Consider the following 442-nt stretch of genomic DNA (forward strand, 5'->3'; position numbering starts at 1 on the left):
GCGCGAGGTTAAGCCCGAACCCCAGGAAGACGACGGCCGCCTGAAGGATGTACTTGGACGTGAACTTGATGCCGGGCTGAAGCGACGAGGCGTCGCGGCCGCGAAGCACCTGCGCCAGGAGCATGCCAAACAGGATGCCGAAGACCGGCCCGCCGACCACCTCGGCATGCTGGCCGCAGATCCACGCGACCACGGCGATCGCCAAACACAGGAGGATGCCCTTGCCCTTCTTGGCAAGATCAAGAGATTCAGCCATGCAAAAACCTTTCTTGCTGTGACCCATCGAAACGAAACGGCTCATTCTATCCCCGCGCAAGGTCCTTGAAGCCGATGCCACGCCCTCATGGAAATAAGTGGAAACAAGGGCTATGCTAGTAAGGTTGTTTCCGGCGGATCCGCCGCCCGCGCTGTTCTACTCCGATATCCAGCGCGTTAGAAGCTA

At 59.5% G+C, this 442-nt stretch carries 1 protein-coding gene; it reads right to left on the bottom strand.

Going from position 1 to position 442, the window contains the following annotated elements:
* Positions 1-256, bottom strand: a 256-nt coding sequence (locus ACT84W_RS03975; protein WP_444328278.1) for a putative sulfate exporter family transporter, incomplete at its 3' end; no start/stop codon positions are given.
* Between the last annotated feature and the right edge of the window lie 186 nt (positions 257-442).

Source organism: Paratractidigestivibacter sp. (genome assembly GCF_052362415.1).
Taxonomy (GTDB): domain Bacteria; phylum Actinomycetota; class Coriobacteriia; order Coriobacteriales; family Atopobiaceae; genus Paratractidigestivibacter.